Here is a 15,269-nt window from a genome sequence, read left to right on the forward strand (position 1 = left end):
GAAAAAGCCGCCCGAAGGCGGCTGGTTGAGAACTAGCGCTGGACGATCCAGTCAACTCGAAACGTGAAGCGCCATCGCTTCGTGGTGGCGTCTTGCGACTCCCCGATCCAGGCGGTGATGTAGGCGTGGGGCTCGATCGCATCGCGCAGCGCATACCCCACCGCCCGGACGGTGATCGGGTCATCGGCATAAGCATCGACTTGCAGCTCCACCGAATCGACGTCGGGCAGATCGCCGAGGTAGTTCTCGGGCGCACCGCCAACCGTCTGCCACACCGCATAAGGAAGCGCGCCGCCTTGCACCGATACGCCGAAGAGACTGAAGCGCAGGGACGCCCCGCCGAGCAACGCACGCGAAGGTGCGTGCGCCCTGACGACCTCGAAGATCGGCGCGCTCATGCGCCCATTTCCTTGAGCGAGGCGGCCAGCTCCGCCGCGGCCTTGTCGATGACCGCGCCGATGTTGCTGGTCAGCGCGGGCAGCATGAAGGGCTGGGCTCGCATGTTTTCGGTTCCGAGTTCGACCAAGTGCCAGTGCGGCGTCGGGCCCTTCGCGCCTTCGTCAGGGTTGCCTTTCGGGATACGGCCCTTTGGCGTCGCAACGCCGACGCGGTACATCACGTCGCCCGTGCGCTTGTAGGTCCGGCTGGCGAAGCGCTGTTGCACGTTGTTGGCGATGCGCCGACCCGTCTCCGAGTCGTCGACGCGCAACGCATTGGCCTTGGCCGCCTTAGTGACGATCCGGGTTGACCGGCTCATGGCACGCACCAGGCCCCGCTTGCGCAAATCCTGCGGCAGCTTCAGCAGCTTCTCGACAGCTTCATCGAAGCCGGTCAGCTTCGTTTCAACCACGATTCACCCCCTCGCTGCAGGGCAAGGTCAGGTACTCGACGCCACTCTGGCGGTCGGCGAGCACGCCGGCAATGTTGTAGATCGAGCCGCGGTAGACGATCCGCATCGCGGCCGTTATGCCGGCGCGAAAGCGGATCGTGATGCGGGTGGTCACCTCGGATTGCACCGCGTGGGCGGCCACGAACTCGCGGGCGCTCATGGGCTCGATAGAGGCCCACAGCCTGGCGACCTCGATCCAGTTGTCGACCATGGCGCCGGTGGCCATGTCCTGCGACGGTACGTTGCACTGCAGACTGACCAGGTGACGTAGCTTCCCGGTTCGCATCAGACCCCCATGCCCACACGGTGCGGAGAAAGCAACGCCTTGGCGCCGGTCGGCAACGTGGTCGCAGTCGTCCCGGTGACGACCTCCTCACGGTTCTCGTGCAGGTGACCTAGGATCAGAAGAATGGCCGCCCTGACAAGGTCGTCGGCCACCATGGACCGCCGGATCTCGAGCGCGGCTGTCTTCGCCGCCTCATAGACCCAGGACGCATGCTGAAGGGCCGCGTCACGCTCGATGCCGACCGGCAGCGCTGTCGCGCTCTGCATGGCCGAAGCGTAGGCAGCGCTGGCAGCGGCCAGGGCTTGAGGGACGGTGGCGACGGCTTCGGCGCGTTGAGCCTCGCTCGCGTACAGCCGACGATTGAGGAACTCCACCGCGAACCGCTCCGCGGCGAGGAGATACGGCGCGATCTGCTCGGTGGGATAGCAGTCGTCCACGCGCAGATGCGCGCGCGCTTCCTCGAACGAGACCAGCATCAGCTCGCCTTGTTGGACGCGCGGCGAGAGGTCCGTGCCGGCGCCGAGGCTGCGGCCGTATCCGTAGACGTGCCACTCTCGGCGCTCCGCGGCGCAGCCGCGCCGCCCTCGCCCTGCACGCGGACGGCAAAGCCCTTGAGCTCCAGCTCCCTGGCGTGCTGCTCGTCGGTCTCAAATTCCGTGCCGGCCTCGCCGTTGACCAACAGCGGGCGAGCGGATGTCATCTTGATCATGTGAATCTCCATGAAAAAGGGCCGCACGGTGGCGGCCCTTGTGGGGTGGATCGAGATCAGCCGGCCGGCGGCACCGGCAGCGTGCCGAACACGAAGGCCTCGGGGCGGTACACGGCCAGGGCGGCGCGCTCCTCGCAGCGCACGGTGACCATGTTCTTTTCGAAGTCGTCGGTGTTCTCGGTGGAGATGACGACGTTCGCGTCTTCACGATCGAAGAGCTGGGCGGCGGTTGCGAACGCGCCGGTGAGGAACTTGCCCAGGAACGCCTGGATCTCGGTGGGCACGACCGGCAGATTCCACAGCCGCGGGGCGGTGGTGCCCTGCGGGTTGCCGATGATGTAGCGCCCCAGCGTGTCCTTCTGCAGTTCGATCTTCGCCCAGTCGGTGAAGTGCAAAACGTGGCCCGAGGCTGGCACGCGTGCGAGCTGGGTCTGCAGCATGGCCCAGCGCAGCGCGTCGATGGGTGTCGCGCCATCCGGGATGCCGGCGGGGCTGTAGTCAGTTGCCTGGGGCACGATACCCAGCAGGTGCACGCCGGTGCCGTCGCCGAACAAGATTTCCTGTTCTTCCGCGTACTTCAGGCCGTAGTTCATCTCCAGATCGATCAGGCTCTGCAGCTGAGAGAAGTCGTCTAGGATCTGCTTGGACGCCTTGAAGAGGTGGGCGATCGTGCTGACCGCGGTGATCTTCGAGGCGAACGTGATGTCGCTGTACGGCTTGGCCGTGTTCTCGGCCACGACCCGAGCGGCGTTGGTGAAGCCGGTTTGCTGCACCCAGAAGATCGCCGGCGCGGTCGTGCGCCCGGGCGCGATGAGGTCGCGGATGAACAGGCGTTGCTTGGGCTGCACGTCGACGCCAGGCAACCGCTGCGGCTGAACGACGCCCTCGGCCACGCCGGTGGAGATGAGCGCGGCGTTGACGGGGATGCTGACGCGGCTGCGCTCGTTGCTGGCCACCCGAGCGGCGAAGTCCTTCAGGCCTTCATGGCCGATGACCTGGGCGCCCGCAGAGATGGCCGCAGCGCGCTGGCCGGGGCCGCCCGAGCTCGCGACGACGGCCTGCTCGACCTCGCCCAGCTGGGCCTTGAGCGCGGTCTGCGCCTGGTTGAGCGCGTTGAAGTCCGAAGCCACCTTGTCGACGGCGGCCTTCGTGGCGGCGGTCATGTCGCCGGCGGCCTTGGCCTCCTTGAAGGCCGCTTCGGCCTTGGCGGTGAATTCGCCGGATGCCTTTTCCAGGCTGGCCGTTACCTGCTTGAGAAGTTCGTCATTGGTCATTTCGTGTCTTTCAGATGGTGGGAGTGCTGGTGCTCGCCTCGAAGCGCGCCAACGCGCGGTGCAGGTCGAACACATGGGTGGGCGTCATGCCCTCTTCGGCAGCGCTTGGCGTGCCATCGAGGGCAGCGCCTGGCGTGCCCTTGATTTCTTGAATGAGCTTGCGGCGCTCGCTGCGCGGCAGGCCCTGCTTGGCGAGGAGCACATCCAGGCGACGGGCGGCATTGGCGCCGCGGCCTGCTTCACCGTCCGCCCCGATCGCGTCAGCCGCGAGCAGCAGGTCGGCGAAGCCATCATCAACCGCCTGGGCGCCGCCGATCCAGGTCTCGGCGTCCATCAGCTTGGCAGCGGCCTTGTCGTCGATGCCAGCTCGTGCGGAATAGATGCCCGCCATCGCCGCGTCGAACGGCTCGAGGGTCTTTGCGACATCCCGCAGGTCGTGACGGTTGCCCACCGCCATAACCCAACAGTTGTGCACCATGAGGAACGCGGCGCGGCCGATCTGGATCTCGTCGCCGGCCATGGCAATGACCGAAGCAGAGGAGGCCGCCAGGCCCAGCACCTTGACGGTCACCTTCGCCGGGTGCTCGCGCAGGATGTTGTAGATCGCCAGCCCCTCGAACATGTCGCCGCCAGGCGAGTTGACGTGGACGGTGACCGGGTTCTGTCCGATCGAGCGCAGCGCCGCGCTGATGCGCTTTGCCGTCACGCCCTCGCCTGACCACGGGTCGTAGCCGATGGGGTCGAGAACCGAGATGGTGGCCTGGTCGTCCTCCGCTTCGGCTGCAGCGCGCACGCCGGGCTGCCAGAGCTGCAACGCCTTCGGCGAGATATCGGACGAAACGGCCGCGCGCACCGAAGCGGCCGGCGCCGCGGGTGCCGCGGGCAGGGTCAAAAGCGACATGGAAGTCCTCTAAGCGGAAGTGAGAGCGTCGATCTCGGCGCGATCGCGGGCGACCTGATCGGCCGCCGATGCGTCGGGGTTGGTCTGCAGGTTCGAGAGCCAGGCCTGCAGCGCGGCACGCGCGGCCTCGGCCTGGCTCTTCGCCTTACCGAGCTGGTCCAGCGGCGAAAGGTTCGTCTGCACGGTGTAGATGTCACCACCAGGGATCGGCGGCATGTTCTCCAGTCGCCGCACCTCGTTGCGCGACATCCAACCGTTCTGCAGCGCGATGTTGTAGAAGCTCGCGCGGCCTGCGCTGTCGGCGCGCAGCAGGGCCTCGACGCCGAATTCGGCATAGATCTCGTCGCGCTCGCCGGCGTCGACCAGGCATCGGCTGATTTCCTGCTCGATGTTGTCGAGCATCGGGCGCAGGCTGTGCGTGAGGAAATGCAGGTTCTGCCCTTCGACGCTCGACGGCCAGCTCGACTGCTTGTCCATGTGACCGATCATGAAGGGCGGCACTTTGAACCAGCTGCAGATCTGCTGGATGCCATAGGCCCGCGTCTCCAGCATCTGGGCGGCTTCCGGGTTCATCGTGACACCCTGATATTTCATGCCCGCCTCGAGCACCATCAGCTTCCCGGCATTCTTGGAACCGGCGAAGGTCGCCAAGCTCGCCCGAAGGTCTTCCCGTTGCGAGGGCTTCAGATCCTTGTCGGAGCTCAGGAAGCCGGAGGCCTGCAAGCCCTGCGCGAAGACCTTGGCCGATGCCTCTTCGGCCGCCATGGCACCGCCCAGCACATCACGGCCTGTGGAGATCGGATGAAGGCCGCACACGCCATCGAGGCCGAAGCCGCGGATGTGCATGAGATCCTTCGCCGCGATGATGCGGCGCCCCGCCCTCTCGGCGTAGCTGTATTGCAGCGTGCCGTTGTCGAGCCGCTTCACCTCCATCTTCTGCGGCAGCAGCGGGTGCAGGGAGACCACACGGCCGCCGATCCGCATCTTCTCGATGAAGGCGTTGCCGCGCAGGCACAGACAAGCCACCACGAACAACATGAAGCGGCCGGGCGTCATCTCGGAGTTCGGCGACTGGCTCAGCAGCCGGTGCAGCGGATGGTCGCGGGCCGGCGTGCGCGAGCCGTCAGCGTTGCGGCGGTAGACCTTGATCGGCAGCGTTGAGACCGTCTCGGAGAGCAGTCGAACGCACGCCCAAACCGCCGCCAGCTGCATCGCCGAGTCGACGCTGACGGTCTTGCCGCTGGTCGACGCGATGCCAAAGAACTCGCGCCAGAACGCACCGTCCGTGAGCCGAATGGTCTCGCCCAACCAGTTCACCAATGCGGACCGCACGCGGCCGGGCTTCTTGCTTGTTGCCATCAGACGTTCACCATGATTGGGTTCTTCAGGATTTCGCTCATGTCGGGCTCGCCATCGCTGAGGACGCACCGACTCAGCGCCACGTTGAGCGCGACGATGCCGTCGATGCGACCATTCAGGTTGCTCTTCTTCTTGTCCGGCCTGAAGTTGCCATTCGTATCGAACAGCAAGGCCACGTTCATCGCGCACCAACGCAGCACGGGATTGCCGCCGTGCGCGAGGATGCGCCCGTAGACCAGCTCCTCGAGCGCCTTCGCGCCCGGGTACATGCCGCCGGTGTTCTGCGGTACTTCGACCAGGGGCACGCCCGCCTCCATCATCTCGTTGCACAGCTGCTGTGCGTTCCAGCGATCGAAGCCGATGTCGACGACATCGAAATCCTCCATCGCCCGCATCACCGCTCGACGCACCGGCCCGTAGTCAGTGACATCCCCCTCGGTGCCGGCCAGCCAGCCCTCAGCCTGCCAGCGCTTGTAGGGCGCGGCGTCGTCATGCTCCTGCGCATCGATCTTTCCCTGAGGGCACCAGAACCACACCAGCACATGCCACTGCCCGCCAGGTTCATCCGGCGGGAACACCAGCGCGAACGCGGTCAGGTCTCGAGTGCTGGCCAGGTCCAGGCCGCCGAAGCATCGACGCCCCCTGAGCGACTCGAGGTCGAGCTTCTTCCCGCCCTTGTCCCACACGTTCATGTCGAACCAGCCATCGGCGCTGTTGCACCAGATGTTCAAGTCCTTCGTGAGGAAGTTCGCCTTCGCTCCAGGGAGCGCTGCAGCCTTGCGCGCCTGGCCGCGCATGTACTCCAGCGTTTTCGACTTGCCCAAGCCTGGATTGGCCTTGATCCAGTTCCTCTCGGTGAACGGGTCATCGTCAGCATCAAGGGTGTAGACGTAGCCGAAGAAGGCATCGTCGACCCGCTTGCCTTCGAGCACGGAGATCAGGTAGCCGCGCACCTCGGTGCAGATCCCATCGAGGATGAACCCGGCCGTCGTGATCGCCGACAGCAGCGGCTGCGCGCGCGCACCGAGCGCGGACTCCATCACGTCCCACACGTCGCGCGTCTTCTGCGCGTGCAGTTCGTCGAACAGAATGGCCGAAGGGTTGCGACCGTCCTGGTTCTCCGCGTTGCTCGGCAGCGGCTCGAACACGCTGCCATCCATCTCGATCTTCTCCTGGTTCAACCCGGAGAACACCTTGAACGATCGCGCCACGCCGGCCGACCGACGCACCCAGCGTTTGATGTTGTCGAACGCCGGCTTGAACACCGTCATGGCCTGCGCCCGCGTCGTGGCCACGGCGTAGACCTCCGCGCCGGCCTCGCCATCCATCGCGAACAGATAGGCGCCCTGCGGCCCCTTCCATGTGCTCTTCCCGTTCTTCCGGGCTACCTCCTCATAGCCGCGCGTGAAGCGACGCAGATTCGTCTCCGCCCACCGCCAGCCATACAGCACCGCGGTCCAGAACTTCTGCCAAGGGTCCAGCAAGATGGGCTTGCCCGCGAGCGGTCCCTTGATGTGCACGAAGAACTTCTCGATGAAGTCGATGACGTGCCACGAATGTTCCACGCGAAACGCGAGACCCCGTTTGTGCCCGTCCTTCAGGTCGCGATAGTGTCTAAGGACCGCGAGGTAGACCAGCTTGCCCGTGAGGATCTCACCCCGCAGCACGGGAAGACCATAGCCCTCGTCCCACTCCTCAAGCCGCGCTGGCGTCAGTGCCGCGACGGCTGCCCGGGTAAGGACGTGCCGTGCCTTACGAGGTCGCCGAACAGGTCGTCCTGCTTGCCCTGGTCGCCCATGTCCTTTCGGACGCGGGCCAGAGACGGGATCGTGAGACACGCTTTTGGCAGCCATTGGCCTAACTCCATCTTCAGCCGCTTCTCGTCTTCGGCCCAAGGCGTCGGAGCGATCCAACCGTTCTTCGACGTCTGCGAACGTCCCTCCGTCTCGCACCGCTCGTTCGCGGCCAAGTACTGCGCCACCGTCCGAACGATGAACGAGATCGCCAGGCCCGACGTGGTGTGCTCGATGCCGGCCTTGCGCAGCGCGTCGCAGATCTCCTGGTAGAGACCGAGCTCCACATCCGAAAGCTTCATGGCCTTCGGCGGCGGCGGCGATTCGATGGCGTCGGTGTCACCGACAACGTGCGCTCCGCCAACGGCTGGCAGGGCTGCGGCGAAGTTGACTTTGTCGTTCATAGGCCTCAGCTCTTACCCCCCGGGGGGGTAGTTTTCGCTCTCCATAAATTTCCAGATAGGGGCTCGGTTTCCGGCGGTTTCGGCCAGACTTTTGACCCGCCCCCGGGCACCGAATCGGTGCGAAATCGACGCCGCCGCCTCGGGCCGCTCAACGCCTGCGAAGCGCTCGCGTGCGCTCGGCCAGGCTCTTCGCGTCGTGGCATTCCTCGCACAGGGCCTGCGTGTTCGACGCGATGTCCTCACCGCCCTCTTCAAGCGACACGATGTGATCGCGCTGCGTCGCTGCACTCACGCGCCCTTGGCGTTTGCACTCTTCGCACAATGGCTCGCGTTGGAACAGTTCCGCGCGCAGGGCCTGCAGGCGTCGACCGGTGATGCGCTTCGCGGCCGTCGGCTTCTTGATCCAAAGGTCTCGCGGGTGATCGGCGCATCGGCCACCAGCGACAGCCAGGTTGCGGCAGCCAACGTGACTGCAGGGACGTGGAGCGGAGACGGGCATGGCAGAAACGACAAAGCCCGCGAGAGCGGGCTTTTGAAGACGAGTGCTTCCATCGAGAGCTTCGGCCTCCGTGACAACCGGGGCAGACCTACGACAGAGAGTTGAGGTGCAGCAGGCTCAGCAGCCAGCGCGTTCCTCGGCGGCGATTCTATGCGTGCGGTTGAAGAGCGCGCAATCTTTTTCTCAACGCATCACGCGCACAAGACACGCAGTCGTCCATGTAGTTGGCGATGCGCCTGCCGTCGTGCGCATGCGGGATGCGCGCCACGCCGGTCCCATCGCAAGCGCGGCATGCCTTCGTCGAGAGCGAAGGCGCTCCGACAGCTTGGAGGAACTTCAGGCCGTGGCAATGCGGGCAGGTCTGATCGAGCCAGAAGGCGATGATCGAGGGCACCTTCGTCTCGGCCTCCTCCATCTTCCAACGGTGCGCGTACGTCGCCAGCGCGTGCCTCACGCTCGCCAAGCTGCGCAGCTTCCCGACCAACGAGGCCATCTCGCCCAGGTACCACGCTTGCGCGCGCTGTCGAGCCATCTCGTGACGCTGCGACTTCGTCAGCACCGACTCGCCTCCTCCCTCACGCTTGACCGTGGTCGGCATGACTGCGGCCAGTGCATTGATCGCGGCGGGCGTTGGCTTACGCGGCTTCTCGGCCTTGTCCCATTCGGAGTGCAGACGCAGCAGCGCCATGCCGAGCCGAGAGTCCGACAGGCCCGCGGCAATCAGGAGGTCGACCGCGCCCGGACGACTTGCGTCATGGCGAAGGTCCGATGAATTGCCGGCCGATGTGTAGGCCTCTTCCACGCCGCGGCGGCGGTCGTCTTCAAGCATGCTGTGCGTCCTCAGGTTTGATGATTTCGGTTCGGTGTGCGATCTGCACGGACGGCACATACGGCGCATAGCGCCGGCCGGTGATGGCGCAGTTGCGCGGGGCGATACGCACTACAAGCAAGTCCTCGCTCAGGAGCGCGTGCGCGCGGCGCGTCGGGACGACGCCGTGGCGAGCCACATAGGCCCGCCTCAGTTCAGCGGGAGTCAGGCCTTGCATTTCGCCGCGTGGGCCCAGCGCGAAGTCGCAGATCAGGCTGTAGGCCATGGCGGTCTGGGTCGTCATGCGATCCGCCGTTCGGACCAAGGCCCTGCGCCGGCGGCCAGCAGCACGCTGGTTCGGTACCTGCGCCAATGCGCGTTTTGCTCGTCGTCGGTGTACGCGTTGCCGAGGGCCGAGAGCGAGAACACCATCCCGAGCCTCTCGCCCATCGCCTTCACGCCGTCGATCGAATTCCACCAATCGACGCCTACGTGCGCCGCGGTGTCATCGAGCCAGCACCGGTTGCGCAGCCAGGTGGCAAGCTCAGGCACGAACTGCCCGCCGTCCTTGCGCCACTTCGGCGTCCGGCTTTGCGCCTCGATCGCGGCGAGCATCTGCTGCTCAAGCGCCGCGTCCGGGCGAAGCCGCATCCACCGCCGCTCGGCCTTGCACCGGTTCGCCTTGTTCGGGTAGGCCGATGCGATTCCCTCAAACCCGGCCGCCCCCCCGTCGGGGGGTAGGGGGGTTACGGTTCTTGACGGTTCTGAAGATTCGGGTGTCACAGCTATGTCACCCCTTGCGTCACTGGTGACACCCCTCTCGTCACTGGTGACACCCGTGTGGATAACTTCGAGGGGTGTCAAATTGACACCCGTGTGGATAACTTCGCCCGCTGAGACGGGTGTCAAATTGACACCCCTCTTCGGCAGCTCTTCACCGGCAATCCACGCCGCGTTGATGCGGTACTCGTTGGTGCCGCCAGGCCGGCCGTTCGCCGCGCGGACCGGCTCCAGCCAACCCGCCTCCACCATCTTGGCGATCTGGCGCTGCACCGTGCGCCGGCTCTGGAGCGTCTTGCGGGAAAGCTCTTCGAGCGACGGCCAGATGCGCGTGCCGTCGTCGCGCGCGTGATCCGCCATCGCAAGTGCTAGCAGGCGTTCGTTGCCACCCTCGGGGTAGCGATCGAACACCATCGTCATGACCTTGATGCTCACGCTACACGCAGTCCTGGCGCTTGTGCGCCTTGCCCTGGTTGGCTCGCGCTGTGCTTCGCCTCCAGCGCGGCGAAGGCACGCACGCTGGCCATGATCGATTCCATCATTTCGCGCTTGGCGACTGCGAGCTGGTTAGCGTTCAGGACGGCTTGCGCATTCGCAGACCCCGCAGCGGCCAACCACTCACCGTTCTCCTTGAAGGCACTGGCCACCTTGCAGGACACGGAGTTTGCATCCGCCTCCGAGGCACAGAACAGCGGCACGAACACGCCGCCCAGCGCGGCAGCCATGGCCTGGATCGGAACCATGTCGCCAGTGAGCTTGCAGATCTGAAGCACTTCGCGCGGGCTGCAGTGCGCGGTGGGGTAAGTGGGGCTCACCTTGTGGCTCAGGCTTGCCGCCGTGATACCCATCAGCTTCGAGAGCCCGGCCGCGCCGTTCGAGCCATTGGGATCAGTGCTGCGAAATTTGCTTACTGCGTCCTGCAGCAATGCGGTCACATCATCCATCGGAGATGCTCCTTGTCAAAACGTTGGATTTGTTGGCAGTGACGTGCCCGACAGGCGGCGGCACAGTCACGGCCGTGGAAGAAAGAAAGTACCCGCCGCGCCAGCGAACCAACCAGCAGGCGCCTGCCCGCGCACACCGGAAGAGACAACCCGAAGGGAGGAGAAAGCGGTACTCGGGAAGGAGTAGCGGCGGGCAGAAACGGGAAACCGCGCGCCTTAGAACGGGGAGAGTGCGATCAGATTTCGGACCAGGCGGATGCATGGGCCAGGATGCGCGCCCGTCACGCTTCATCGGCCAACGCCAGCGAAGAAGTGCCGCGGATGTACGCCCAGTCGACACCAGTCGGACGCAGAAACTCGCAGCGCACCTGCTGTTTTGACTCTCGCTCAATGTTTATGCACAGACCTTCACTCAGCGCGGAGCCCGCACTGAGCGCTTTCCTCAGGTATCCGACTGTCGTCCCACACCTGCGCGCGAATGCGGCCTGGTCGGTTGTGGATAGCGAGTTGAGGTACGCGCGAAGCTGTTTCATGCCGAAAGTTTACCCATGGGTAAGTATTAAGACAATACCTGCAGGGAATTTACCTATTGGTAATGCGGCACAAGAATCGGCCTCAATGGAAAAGTACGAGCACAGGCGTCGCCGCCTGCTGGAACTGAAGGACTGGGCTTGTGAAGGCAAGACAGCGCGCCTTGCCGAGCGCATCGAGCGCAGCGATAGCTACGTCGCGAGGATGCTCTACACGGAAGACAAAGCCGGAAGAAAACGCATCGGCGATGACATGCTTGACGTGATCGAATCAGCGTTCGGCCTCATCCATGGTTGGTTTGACCTGCCTCTCGGTACGCCGATACGCCCTGCCTCGGGCCAGGCAGAACTGACCGTTTCCACGGGCCAGGGTGCAGCAAACCTTCACCCTCTGAAGCGCGCGCCGGTTACTTGGCCCTTTCCCACCGTGTCGCATCAACGAGTCATGAGCTTGAAGTCGTTGCTGGGCCCCAAGGTAGGCGCAGAAGCCATGAGAGACATCGATTCGTTGCTGGATGTCGCTTTAGCGAAATGGGAAAAGCTGGGAAAGCCGGCCGCCCGAAAGCGAAGCTAAATACCGCGCGCATTTACAGATTTCCTCTGTTCAACGGCCCGAAAGCCATAGATCGCGCTGGCGCTCCCTGCGGGCGGCCTCCTCCTTGCTAGTCCGTTCAACTCCTGCGGCGAACCCGCGTGTACAGCATGCACGCCGGCTAGTTTACCCATAGGTATTGACCAGATAACTTACCCATAGGTAATATCGCCTTGTCACAACGACGGAGGCCGAATGTCTGCACTCTCTACCGCCGCCCAGCCGGCACAAACCACCCCAACGTGCGAGATCTGGATTCGCACGGTCGGCTCGCGGCGCCAGGCGTTTGCCCGGCCCATCCAGCCTGCCGGCCAGCGCACCCGCAACTGGCACGGGCTGCAGGTTGCACATGCCGAGAAGGCGCTGCGCACCGGCAAGCTGACCGTCGGCGAGTTCGCAGGCTCGGCCGTCGTCGCACGCGCCCCATCTGCTGAAGACGAGCACCCGGCCGCCGCAGCGTTCGGCGAAAACGCGCAGCTGCTGAATCGCGAGATCGACGCGCTCAACTCGTCGGCGCGAGGTGCCGCATGAAGCACCGCCAGTCCCTGAACGCCCTGCTGCGCCGCGAGGCTGAGACCGTGGTTATCACGCTGGCCGGCATTGCAGCCGCCGGTGGCATCGCGATCCTGGCCTTGAGGGCATGGGCATGAGCGCGCAACAGATCCTCTGGCACAGCTGGACCTTCGAGCCCAATTGGCGTCAATGGCAGGTTCAGTGCTTCGATAGCCACGGGCGGCCGTCTTCTCGCCCCGTGTGGGTTGGCGCCGCAAGCGCTCAACGCGCTATCGCAGCCGGCAAGTACTGGATGCGCATGGTTGGCATCAAGCGTCGCGGTACGGTTGTGGCCAAGCCCTGGGACGCATTGAACGATCCGGCCATGCGCGGCTACGTCATCGCGGGCGACATCGGCAAGGCGTCTGGGAGCCTTGCATGAGCGCGCTCAAGACCTTCGCGATGCTGGCCGGCGTCGTGCTGATGCCGGTCGTGTTCGCCGCAATGATCGCCTTCGGCTGGAGCACACCATGACCATCATCGTGCTCAAGCCTCAGCGCGTGCGCCGCGCACCGAAGCAAATGCCCACCGGCCCTGTGGGCGGCCTCACCGATCCGCGCTTCCGCTACGTGCCGCACCTGGAGACCGACGTCGCAAAGACGTTCCGCCGCGTGCGCGCCGAGATGGCCCGAGGAGAGCGCCTGTGACCACCACCACGACCCGCAGCGAGCGCGCCCTGCGCGACAACTCGCCTGAGCAGCTCGAAGCCATGCCGCATGTCGCACGCGAGTGCAGCGACATGGAACGCGCGCCGCGCCCACTGCCGCCGCTCACGGCAGACGAAGCGGAAGAGCTGCTCATGGAGCAACTCCGCTTACGAGTGCGCCCCCTCTCCCCCTGGGTGATCGCAGCGGTCTGGCTCGTCATCGTGGCGAGCGCTATCGCGCTGGCCTTTGCTCCCGTCAGCTTCGTGAGGTTCTGACATGCCCACCACTGCAACCGGCCTTTTCTTCGTTGGCAAAGGCTCCGCAGCGCGCCCGGCCACCAGCACGCACAAGGACCCCGAGAAGGGCTTCATCCTCAAGATGCGCGTCGTCGATAACCAGGGCCAGCATGCCGTCGAGCCATGGGTCGTGCGCTGGATTGGCCCCGAGGCGGAGGCGTGGTGGCGCGCGCACGCCGAGCTCAAGGCCGGCGATGCCCTCTCGCTCGAGCTGGTCAACCCACGCGCCTTTCCCGGCGTTCGCACAACCGAGATCCACGCCCAGGTGCGCGCGTGTCGCCTACTGCCGCCTCGAGGCACCACCACGCAGCGACAACCCGCTGCGCAGGCCACCTGACATGCCCTTCGACATCGTTTCCATCGACGCCGTGAAGCGCGCCGCCCACGCGGCCGCCGAACGCGGCGCCTCTCTCAACGACGCGTGCCCCTGGCCGTTCGACAGCGAAGCCGGCCGCCAGTTCAAGCAGCTCTTCATCCTCCACAAGGCCGCGCTGCAGGCGCTGGCCACCGAAAGCCTCTCATGAATTTCATGGTCACCGCCACCGGCATCGAGTACCACTTCACCGGGCCCGACTCCGTCACCGAGCAGGGCCGCCACTTCCGCATCGAGGACATCGCGCACCACCTGGCGCAGCTCAACCGCTTCACCGGTGCATGCAAGCGCCCGTACAGCGTGGCTGAGCACAGCCTGCTGTGCAGCGAGATCGCGCAGCGCGGCAATGCATCGGTTCATGTGCAACTCGCTGCCCTCATGCACGACGCCCATGAGGCCTACACCGCCGACCTCAGCAGCCCAGCCAAGCGCGCCGTGAATCAGCGCAGCTTCGCCGCCGGCGGCACCAACGCATGGACGGTGTTTGAGACAGAGCACGAGAAGGCCGTGCGGTCTCACTTCGGCATCTCCACCGCCTTCACCTCGTATCGCGGCCTGCTGCGCGACATCGACCTGCGCGCGCTGGCCACCGAGCGCCGCGACCTGACCGCCTGGCGCGACCTGACGCATTCGGGATGGGAGATCCTCGGCGACGGCGCCGTACTGGCGAGCGACAGAATCGAACCTATCGCATGGCTTTCGCTGGACAGCCCAGAGCGCGAGGCCATGACATGGAAGGACTGGCGCAAGGCGTTCCTCGACCGCTTCGCTCTGCTGAACGCCAGCATCAAACCGATCGACATGACCGCGACAGGTCGGAGGCGCATCAATGCTGCCGCCGATGTCCTGTCTGAGGTGACGGCGTTCGTCAAGCTGGGCAACGATCTCGCGCCCAAGGTCAGCAGCGCCTTGAGCGGGCTCCGCGCGATACAGGCCGTTGCGCCCCAGGCAGACGCAGCGGAGGCAGTGGCGCTGACCGATCAAGAGCGTCAGCAACTAGCCGACACCATCGAGGAGTTCGTGGACACCGGCGAGACCGTGACTGAATATTCAGTGCTGCTCGGCTGGGCTGCCCGCGGGCTGCTGGAGTGCACGCACTTCATACCCACTGAAGCCGGGCGCGTCGCGGCCGCACAGGCACGGGGTGTGGGAAGGGACGCAACTTGAGCAAATTCGCCGACCTCGACGTGATGATCGTCACGCGCATTGCTCGCGCGCCTTGTACCTTCGCCGAACTGCAAGAGCCTGGGCTCAACGAAGCTGCCGGATCCTTTGTTGTCGCCGATCGGCATGGCGTGCCGGGCCCAATCTGGCGAGTCCTCAACCGCCGCCTGCAGGCGCTTCGCAAAGAGGGCCACATCGTCTACAGCAAGGGCCGCTGGTGGATCAAGGGAACGGAGGCGCTCGTATGACCCTCCAGCCGGCGATGAAACAGGCGGCGCTATGCCTCGCCGCTTTGCATCTCATCTTCTATAAGACGCAGCTTGAGCAATCCGTCGCGCCCCTCAAACGATCCGTCATCGAGTCGCATGAGAGAGTCGCCGGTCGTCATAGAGTAGTACGAGATTACGCCCGTCAGCTCGCCAGTGCTGTACGAGCCGAAAGTCTGTTGTGTGCTCATCTCAACACGCTC

The 15,269-nt window shown here is 65.1% G+C and carries 26 protein-coding genes; 10 read left to right on the plus strand and 16 right to left on the minus strand.

Features of this window, described 5'->3' with window-relative positions; genetic code table 11:
* Window positions 1-32 precede the first annotated feature (32 nt).
* The 15 genes from gp17 to QTI20_RS21705 all read right to left on the minus strand — a co-directional run bounded on the left by gp17 (window position 33) and on the right by QTI20_RS21705 (window position 10,646).
* Entirely contained in the window at window positions 33-398 is a 366-nt protein-coding gene (gene gp17, locus QTI20_RS21635) for a tail completion protein gp17 (RefSeq protein WP_286554408.1), read from the minus strand.
* Window positions 395-850, minus strand: a complete 456-nt coding sequence (locus tag QTI20_RS21640) for an HK97-gp10 family putative phage morphogenesis protein (RefSeq protein ID WP_286554406.1) — start codon at window positions 848-850, stop codon at window positions 395-397. The genes gp17 and QTI20_RS21640 overlap by 4 nt, the downstream gene beginning before the upstream one ends.
* Window positions 843-1,175, minus strand: coding sequence for a phage head closure protein (locus QTI20_RS21645; RefSeq protein WP_286574262.1), 333 nt, complete (start codon window positions 1,173-1,175; stop codon window positions 843-845). The genes QTI20_RS21640 and QTI20_RS21645 overlap by 8 nt, the downstream gene beginning before the upstream one ends.
* Window positions 1,175-1,651 carry a head-tail connector protein gene (locus QTI20_RS21650; protein ID WP_286554403.1) on the minus strand — a complete coding sequence of 159 codons (477 nt, stop codon included), beginning with the start codon at window positions 1,649-1,651 and terminating at the stop codon, window positions 1,175-1,177. The genes QTI20_RS21645 and QTI20_RS21650 overlap by 1 nt, the downstream gene beginning before the upstream one ends.
* Complete coding sequence (locus tag QTI20_RS21655) at window positions 1,651-1,884, minus strand: hypothetical protein (protein ID WP_286554401.1); 234 nt, start codon at window positions 1,882-1,884, stop codon at window positions 1,651-1,653. The genes QTI20_RS21650 and QTI20_RS21655 overlap by 1 nt, the downstream gene beginning before the upstream one ends.
* 56 nt (window positions 1,885-1,940) lie before the next feature.
* The gene (locus tag QTI20_RS21660) at window positions 1,941-3,233 is read right to left on the minus strand and encodes a phage major capsid protein (RefSeq protein WP_286554399.1); all 1,293 of its coding nucleotides are present in this window, start codon (window positions 3,231-3,233) and stop codon (window positions 1,941-1,943) included.
* Window positions 3,169-4,059, minus strand: a complete 891-nt coding sequence (locus QTI20_RS21665; RefSeq protein WP_286554397.1) for a head maturation protease, ClpP-related — start codon at window positions 4,057-4,059, stop codon at window positions 3,169-3,171. Before QTI20_RS21665 ends, QTI20_RS21660 begins: the two co-directional genes overlap by 65 nt.
* 9 nt (window positions 4,060-4,068) lie before the next feature.
* Window positions 4,069-5,418 carry a phage portal protein gene (locus tag QTI20_RS21670; protein ID WP_286554395.1) on the minus strand — a complete coding sequence of 450 codons (1,350 nt, stop codon included), beginning with the start codon at window positions 5,416-5,418 and terminating at the stop codon, window positions 4,069-4,071.
* On the minus strand, window positions 5,418-7,085 hold the full coding sequence (locus tag QTI20_RS21675; RefSeq protein ID WP_286554394.1) for a terminase large subunit: 1,668 nt from the start codon (window positions 7,083-7,085) through the stop codon (window positions 5,418-5,420). The genes QTI20_RS21670 and QTI20_RS21675 overlap by 1 nt, the downstream gene beginning before the upstream one ends.
* Window positions 7,086-7,129: 44 nt before the next feature.
* Window positions 7,130-7,615 carry a hypothetical protein gene (locus QTI20_RS21680; protein WP_286554392.1) on the minus strand — a complete coding sequence of 162 codons (486 nt, stop codon included), beginning with the start codon at window positions 7,613-7,615 and terminating at the stop codon, window positions 7,130-7,132.
* A 148-nt stretch (window positions 7,616-7,763) separates the two neighbouring features.
* The gene (locus QTI20_RS21685) at window positions 7,764-8,114 is read right to left on the minus strand and encodes an HNH endonuclease (protein WP_286554391.1); all 351 of its coding nucleotides are present in this window, start codon (window positions 8,112-8,114) and stop codon (window positions 7,764-7,766) included.
* Between the two features lie 148 nt (window positions 8,115-8,262).
* The gene (locus QTI20_RS21690) at window positions 8,263-8,943 is read right to left on the minus strand and encodes a hypothetical protein (RefSeq protein ID WP_286554389.1); all 681 of its coding nucleotides are present in this window, start codon (window positions 8,941-8,943) and stop codon (window positions 8,263-8,265) included.
* Window positions 8,936-9,226, minus strand: a complete 291-nt coding sequence (locus QTI20_RS21695; RefSeq protein WP_286554387.1) for a hypothetical protein — start codon at window positions 9,224-9,226, stop codon at window positions 8,936-8,938. The genes QTI20_RS21690 and QTI20_RS21695 overlap by 8 nt, the downstream gene beginning before the upstream one ends.
* Window positions 9,223-10,137, minus strand: coding sequence for a helix-turn-helix domain-containing protein (locus tag QTI20_RS21700; protein ID WP_286554384.1), 915 nt, complete (start codon window positions 10,135-10,137; stop codon window positions 9,223-9,225). Before QTI20_RS21700 ends, QTI20_RS21695 begins: the two co-directional genes overlap by 4 nt.
* Window positions 10,134-10,646, minus strand: a complete 513-nt coding sequence (locus QTI20_RS21705) for a phage regulatory CII family protein (RefSeq protein ID WP_286554382.1) — start codon at window positions 10,644-10,646, stop codon at window positions 10,134-10,136. The genes QTI20_RS21700 and QTI20_RS21705 overlap by 4 nt, the downstream gene beginning before the upstream one ends.
* A gap of 618 nt (window positions 10,647-11,264) precedes the next feature.
* On the opposite strand from QTI20_RS21705, the gene QTI20_RS21715 reads away from it, so the two are divergent.
* From QTI20_RS21715 to QTI20_RS21760, 10 genes are all read left to right on the plus strand, one after another.
* On the plus strand, window positions 11,265-11,750 hold the full coding sequence (locus QTI20_RS21715; RefSeq protein ID WP_286554380.1) for a hypothetical protein: 486 nt from the start codon (window positions 11,265-11,267) through the stop codon (window positions 11,748-11,750).
* 213 nt (window positions 11,751-11,963) lie between these two features.
* A complete protein-coding gene (locus tag QTI20_RS21720) occupies window positions 11,964-12,299 on the plus strand; it encodes a hypothetical protein (RefSeq protein WP_286554379.1) in 336 nt (111 codons plus the stop codon).
* Window positions 12,296-12,418 carry a hypothetical protein gene (locus QTI20_RS21725; protein WP_286554377.1) on the plus strand — a complete coding sequence of 41 codons (123 nt, stop codon included), beginning with the start codon at window positions 12,296-12,298 and terminating at the stop codon, window positions 12,416-12,418. Before QTI20_RS21720 ends, QTI20_RS21725 begins: the two co-directional genes overlap by 4 nt.
* Window positions 12,415-12,702: a hypothetical protein gene (locus QTI20_RS21730; RefSeq protein ID WP_286554376.1), complete on the plus strand. Its 288-nt coding sequence runs from the start codon at window positions 12,415-12,417 to the stop codon at window positions 12,700-12,702. Before QTI20_RS21725 ends, QTI20_RS21730 begins: the two co-directional genes overlap by 4 nt.
* Window positions 12,703-12,790: 88 nt before the next feature.
* Complete coding sequence (locus QTI20_RS21735; protein ID WP_286554374.1) at window positions 12,791-12,967, plus strand: hypothetical protein; 177 nt, start codon at window positions 12,791-12,793, stop codon at window positions 12,965-12,967.
* Window positions 12,964-13,242 (plus strand): hypothetical protein, encoded by a 279-nt coding sequence (locus tag QTI20_RS21740; RefSeq protein ID WP_286554373.1) that lies wholly within the window; start codon window positions 12,964-12,966, stop codon window positions 13,240-13,242. Before QTI20_RS21735 ends, QTI20_RS21740 begins: the two co-directional genes overlap by 4 nt.
* A gap of 1 nt (window position 13,243) precedes the next feature.
* Window positions 13,244-13,600 carry a hypothetical protein gene (locus QTI20_RS21745; protein ID WP_286554372.1) on the plus strand — a complete coding sequence of 119 codons (357 nt, stop codon included), beginning with the start codon at window positions 13,244-13,246 and terminating at the stop codon, window positions 13,598-13,600.
* A 1-nt stretch (window position 13,601) separates the two neighbouring features.
* Window positions 13,602-13,787, plus strand: coding sequence for a hypothetical protein (locus QTI20_RS21750; protein ID WP_286554371.1), 186 nt, complete (start codon window positions 13,602-13,604; stop codon window positions 13,785-13,787).
* Window positions 13,784-14,803 (plus strand): HD domain-containing protein, encoded by a 1,020-nt coding sequence (locus QTI20_RS21755; RefSeq protein WP_286554370.1) that lies wholly within the window; start codon window positions 13,784-13,786, stop codon window positions 14,801-14,803. The genes QTI20_RS21750 and QTI20_RS21755 overlap by 4 nt, the downstream gene beginning before the upstream one ends.
* A complete protein-coding gene (locus QTI20_RS21760; RefSeq protein WP_286554369.1) occupies window positions 14,800-15,048 on the plus strand; it encodes a hypothetical protein in 249 nt (82 codons plus the stop codon). Before QTI20_RS21755 ends, QTI20_RS21760 begins: the two co-directional genes overlap by 4 nt.
* A gap of 29 nt (window positions 15,049-15,077) precedes the next feature.
* Here QTI20_RS21760 and QTI20_RS21765 read toward each other — a convergent pair whose 3' ends face one another.
* Window positions 15,078-15,257: a hypothetical protein gene (locus tag QTI20_RS21765; RefSeq protein WP_286574264.1), complete on the minus strand. Its 180-nt coding sequence runs from the start codon at window positions 15,255-15,257 to the stop codon at window positions 15,078-15,080.
* Between the last annotated feature and the right edge of the window lie 12 nt (window positions 15,258-15,269).

The organism is Variovorax sp. J2P1-31 (genome assembly GCF_030317215.1).
Lineage (GTDB): Bacteria > Pseudomonadota > Gammaproteobacteria > Burkholderiales > Burkholderiaceae_C > Variovorax.

Excerpts from the sequence above, each read along its gene's own strand:
- gp17 (WP_286554408.1), bottom strand. The coding sequence starts at position 398 with ATGAGCGCGCCGATCTTCGAGGTCGTCAGGGCGCACGCACCTTCGCGT.
- QTI20_RS21735 (WP_286554374.1), top strand. The coding sequence starts at position 12,791 with ATGACCATCATCGTGCTCAAGCCTCAGCGCGTGCGCCGCGCACCGAAG.
- QTI20_RS21660 (WP_286554399.1), bottom strand. The coding sequence starts at position 3,233 with ATGTGTTCGACCTGCACCGCGCGTTGGCGCGCTTCGAGGCGAGCACCA.
- QTI20_RS21745 (WP_286554372.1), top strand. The coding sequence starts at position 13,244 with ATGCCCACCACTGCAACCGGCCTTTTCTTCGTTGGCAAAGGCTCCGCA.
- QTI20_RS21670 (WP_286554395.1), bottom strand. The coding sequence starts at position 5,418 with ATGGCAACAAGCAAGAAGCCCGGCCGCGTGCGGTCCGCATTGGTGAAC.
- QTI20_RS21720 (WP_286554379.1), top strand. The coding sequence starts at position 11,964 with ATGTCTGCACTCTCTACCGCCGCCCAGCCGGCACAAACCACCCCAACG.
- QTI20_RS21680 (WP_286554392.1), bottom strand. The coding sequence starts at position 7,615 with ATGAACGACAAAGTCAACTTCGCCGCAGCCCTGCCAGCCGTTGGCGGA.
- QTI20_RS21705 (WP_286554382.1), bottom strand. The coding sequence starts at position 10,646 with ATGGATGATGTGACCGCATTGCTGCAGGACGCAGTAAGCAAATTTCGC.
- QTI20_RS21755 (WP_286554370.1), top strand. The coding sequence starts at position 13,784 with ATGAATTTCATGGTCACCGCCACCGGCATCGAGTACCACTTCACCGGG.
- QTI20_RS21725 (WP_286554377.1), top strand. The coding sequence starts at position 12,296 with ATGAAGCACCGCCAGTCCCTGAACGCCCTGCTGCGCCGCGAGGCTGAG.
- QTI20_RS21750 (WP_286554371.1), top strand. The coding sequence starts at position 13,602 with ATGCCCTTCGACATCGTTTCCATCGACGCCGTGAAGCGCGCCGCCCAC.
- QTI20_RS21695 (WP_286554387.1), bottom strand. The coding sequence starts at position 9,226 with ATGACGACCCAGACCGCCATGGCCTACAGCCTGATCTGCGACTTCGCG.
- QTI20_RS21765 (WP_286574264.1), bottom strand. The coding sequence starts at position 15,257 with ATGAGCACACAACAGACTTTCGGCTCGTACAGCACTGGCGAGCTGACG.
- QTI20_RS21690 (WP_286554389.1), bottom strand. The coding sequence starts at position 8,943 with ATGCTTGAAGACGACCGCCGCCGCGGCGTGGAAGAGGCCTACACATCG.
- QTI20_RS21645 (WP_286574262.1), bottom strand. The coding sequence starts at position 1,175 with ATGCGAACCGGGAAGCTACGTCACCTGGTCAGTCTGCAGTGCAACGTA.
- QTI20_RS21730 (WP_286554376.1), top strand. The coding sequence starts at position 12,415 with ATGAGCGCGCAACAGATCCTCTGGCACAGCTGGACCTTCGAGCCCAAT.
- QTI20_RS21650 (WP_286554403.1), bottom strand. The coding sequence starts at position 1,651 with ATGCTGGTCTCGTTCGAGGAAGCGCGCGCGCATCTGCGCGTGGACGAC.
- QTI20_RS21715 (WP_286554380.1), top strand. The coding sequence starts at position 11,265 with ATGGAAAAGTACGAGCACAGGCGTCGCCGCCTGCTGGAACTGAAGGAC.
- QTI20_RS21655 (WP_286554401.1), bottom strand. The coding sequence starts at position 1,884 with ATGATCAAGATGACATCCGCTCGCCCGCTGTTGGTCAACGGCGAGGCC.
- QTI20_RS21685 (WP_286554391.1), bottom strand. The coding sequence starts at position 8,114 with ATGCCCGTCTCCGCTCCACGTCCCTGCAGTCACGTTGGCTGCCGCAAC.
- QTI20_RS21665 (WP_286554397.1), bottom strand. The coding sequence starts at position 4,059 with ATGTCGCTTTTGACCCTGCCCGCGGCACCCGCGGCGCCGGCCGCTTCG.